The following is a 3726-nucleotide window of genomic DNA, read 5'->3' as shown; positions in this document are numbered from 1 at the left end:
AATGCAAGAGGGACGATTACGGGCGATGGACAAGTGTACGGCCGGGTCTATATCGGAACGAACGGTATGGGCATCGTGCGCGGCGATATTAAACAGGGTGCAACGGTGCAAACGCCTATGCAGTCCTATGTCAACGAGATGCAGCCTGGATATAATCTGGGGAATTCCCTGGATGCGAGAGGCTCAGATGAAACGTCTTGGGGCAATCCGGTTGTCACCAAAGCATTTATTCAACAAATTGCCGCCCAGGGCTTCAAAAGCATCCGGATTCCCGTGACCTGGTATCAGCACACGGGACCTGCTCCGTCCTATACGGTTGATCCGGAATGGATGAGCCGGGTGCAGCAAATTGTCGACTGGTCGCTCGAAGCCGGCCTGTACGTCATGATCAACATGCACCACGACTCGGTGGAATGGGTCCACACGATGGACACGAACCATGACCAGGTCGTAGCCGAATACACGGCGGTCTGGACGCAAATCGCCGACACTTTCAAAAATTATTCCAACAAGCTGATGTTCGAAAGCATCAACGAGCCGGTTTTCGGCAACAACCTTGATACAACAACGCAAATGTCGCTGCTTAATGAATTGAATACGACCTTCTTCGACATTGTAAGAACGTCCGGTGGCAATAACGGGGTTCGCCCGCTTGTATTGCCGTCGCTGTGGACGAATGACAGCCAAGAATATGTGGATTCGCTTGCAACCACGATAGAAACATTGAACGACTCGAATATAATCGCTACCGTTCATTATTACGGCTTGTGGCATTTCTCTGTAAACATTGCAGGCTACACAACGTTTAATGACGAAGTGAAAAACAGTATCGATACAATGGTTAACAATGTCAATACGTTAGTATCAAAGGGCATTCCTGTTGTCATAGGCGAATACGGAATTCTCGGCTACGGTAAGGGAGAGGAAACCGTCGAGCGCGGAGAGATGCTCAAGTATTTCGAACACTTCCTCCATGCTACGCAGTCGAAGAGCATTGCGACGATGATGTGGGATTACGGCCCGTACGTTAACCGGACAACTTTTGAGTGGAGTGACCCGGAGCTATATAATATTATTATGCATAGCTTGACTGGCCGCACTTCGACGACGTCTTTCGATCGGATCTTCATCAAGAGCGGGGAGACGGTCAGCGACCAATCGGTTACCTTGAACCTGAACGGCAACAGCTTTGTCTCGCTGAAGAATGGCGATCAAACGCTCGTAGCCGGCACAGACTATACGGTGAACGGCGACGTATTAACGCTCAAAGCAAGCTATCTTTCAAGTCTCGCTACAGGCGCATTAGGCGAGAAGGCGGTATTGTCGGCTCATTTCAGCGCGGGTCCTGCGTGGAAGCTGTACGTTAATTATTATGATACAGCGACTTTGTCCAGCGTTTCCGGTACAATAACCCCTCAAGGCATTGATATTCCTACAGCCTTCAATGGCGATCGAATCGCTACGATGGAGGCTAAATACGCCGATGGCGGCAACGCCGGTCCGCATAATTGGACTTCGTACAAGGAAATTTATGATGCCTACAACCCTGACTACGCCAATGGAAGAATCAGGCTTACATCGAGATTCTTCTCGGAAACGAATGACGGAGTTGTGAACCTGACGTTCTACTTCTGGAGCGGCAAGGTAGTCACCTACACAATTACCAAAGACGGCACAAGCATTACTGGCACAGGAACCGGTAATTCGGCTCCATCCGCCTCGATCACCTCGTATCAGGATGGACAGGCGATCAATCTGAACAGTCCGCAGATTGACTGGACGTTCCATGACGCCGACGATGCGGATGTTCAAGCTGCTTATCAGGTTCAAGCCTCCAGCAACGGTTGGGAGACGGTTGATGTGGACAGCGGCGAACTGGCGGGCGCATCCGGCTCATACACTTTGAATGGATTGGCGGACGGAAATTGGTCGATCAGGGTTCGTTTGAAGGACAATGGTGGCGCCTGGTCGGAATGGGCGTACAGAAGCTTGATCATTGATACTGCTGCTCCAACCCTGAATGTTGTTCTGGATAAGGAGACCTTGTGGCCGGCCAACAACAAGCTGGTAAAAGTAACGGCAACTGTTGAAACGGATGTTGAGCTGTCTCAAGTGGAATTGCTGTCCATTACGCCGAGCGTAGAAGTCGACCGCTACGAATCCATGGTACAAGAAGCCGATTTCGGCACTTTCGATACGGAATTCAAGCTGCTGGCCAAAAAAGCAAAGGGTAAAAAACCTCTAGTCTACACCATTACTTATAGAGCGATAGATCAAGCAGGAAATGTAACGGAAGCATCCGCCACCGTTACGGTTCCTCATGATCAAGGATAGAAGTAAGCTACTTCAGAAACGAAATACCTCCGACCGGAATGGTTCGGAGGTATTTCAGGTGCAATGTCTATTTCATGCTATTTCATGTCTTGAAAATCAAGGTCTACTATTAGTCGTATGTTATTATCGTTGTAATGCAGTACTCACTCGAGGAGGAGTTATAATGGGTAACGTGAGCATTCGATTCGACCGATTTCCGGGAGGGTTTAGCAAGGCGGTCGTGTTTAGTTTTGACGATGGCCGCGAGCAAGACAGGAGGCTGGTGCAGGCATTTAACCGATATGGCCTCAAAGGAACGTTCCATCTGAATTCCGGCAAATTCGGCGAGGAAGGACACATCCGTGCCGAAGAAGTGGCGGACTTATTTCGCGGCCACGAGATTTCGGCCCATACCGTCACGCATCCATTCCTGGAGCAGTCCCCGGACGACCAGATTGCGGAGGAGCTGATCGCGGACCGCCGAAATCTGGAGGCGATTGCGGGATATCCTGTACGCGGCATGAGTTATCCGTTCGGCACCTACAACGACCGCGTTGTGCGCGCGCTGCCGGTGCTCGGTATCGAATATGCCCGCACTGTCCAGAGCCACGGCGGCTTCCACATGCCGGATGATCCGCTGAGATGGCATCCGACCTGCCACCACAAGGAGATGGTTGAGAAGGCGGAACAATTTCTGTCGTCCAAGCAGTGGTTCAGCCGGATGGAGCTATTGTTTATCTGGGGTCACAGCTACGAATTCGATCATGATGACAACTGGGAACTGGTAGACAAGGTGGGCGAGCTGCTCGGCGGCGAGGAGTCGGTCTGGAAAGCGTCAATGACGGATATTGTATCCTATCAGAAAGCCCTCAAAGCGCTCCGTTTCTCGGTTGATCGAAGCATGGTGCATAATCCGAATGCCCTTGAGGTTTGGTTTAGCGCAGACGGCGAAGCCGTCCGTATTGCGGCAGGCGAAACGAAAAGGCTGCGATAGCAAGTATTTGTTTTCTAAATATGGCAAAAATTGGCAAGGCACCGGATAGCTTCCATGCGAAGCCCGGTGCCTTTTTGGTTCGGAAGTTTTCAGATGCCCCTCGCGCTGCCCTTCAAAAGACCTTTTTTCAGCTAAGCCAAGCGCCTGAAATATAAATGGCTAAATCATGCTATTCGATGACCTGAAAATCAAGGTGCGGGTTTATGCCGTGTTTTATAATCCGAATGGAAGGGGAATGGAAGGGCTTCAATAATATCAAACTTTAGAATGATTAGGAGTTGTAACATGGAGACGACGTGTAGCACCGCGACGTATAGCAATCCTGTAATTCCAGGCTTTTATCCCGACCCGAGCATCTGCCGTGTCGAAGATGATTATTATTTGGTAACAAGCTCGTTCGCTTATTTTCCTGGAGTCCC

The 3726-nt window shown here is 50.3% G+C and carries 3 protein-coding genes; all 3 read left to right on the top strand.

Annotation, left to right across the window (positions count from 1 at the left end; translation table 11 throughout):
- A partial coding sequence (locus J2T14_RS30740; RefSeq protein WP_307477030.1) for a cellulase family glycosylhydrolase occupies positions 1 to 2334 on the top strand: 2334 nt, incomplete at its 5' end.
- Between the two features lie 163 nt (positions 2335 to 2497).
- Positions 2498 to 3307 (top strand): polysaccharide deacetylase family protein, encoded by an 810-nt coding sequence (locus J2T14_RS30735; protein ID WP_307208739.1) that lies wholly within the window; start codon positions 2498 to 2500, stop codon positions 3305 to 3307.
- 285 nt (positions 3308 to 3592) lie between these two features.
- Positions 3593 to 3726 (top strand): family 43 glycosylhydrolase (locus J2T14_RS30730; RefSeq protein ID WP_307477032.1); only part of this gene is annotated, 134 nt, incomplete at its 3' end.

The sequence above is a fragment of the Paenibacillus harenae genome (assembly GCF_030812415.1).
GTDB lineage: Bacteria > Bacillota > Bacilli > Paenibacillales > Paenibacillaceae > Pristimantibacillus > Pristimantibacillus harenae_A.
The sequence above is the reverse complement of the archived record's forward strand: the minus strand, read 5'-3'. Positions and strand labels throughout refer to the sequence as shown.

What these genes read in the sequence shown, in the direction of transcription:
- J2T14_RS30735 (WP_307208739.1), top strand. Translation starts at nt 2,498, where the DNA reads ATGGGTAACGTGAGCATTCGATTCGACCGATTTCCGGGAGGGTTTAGC.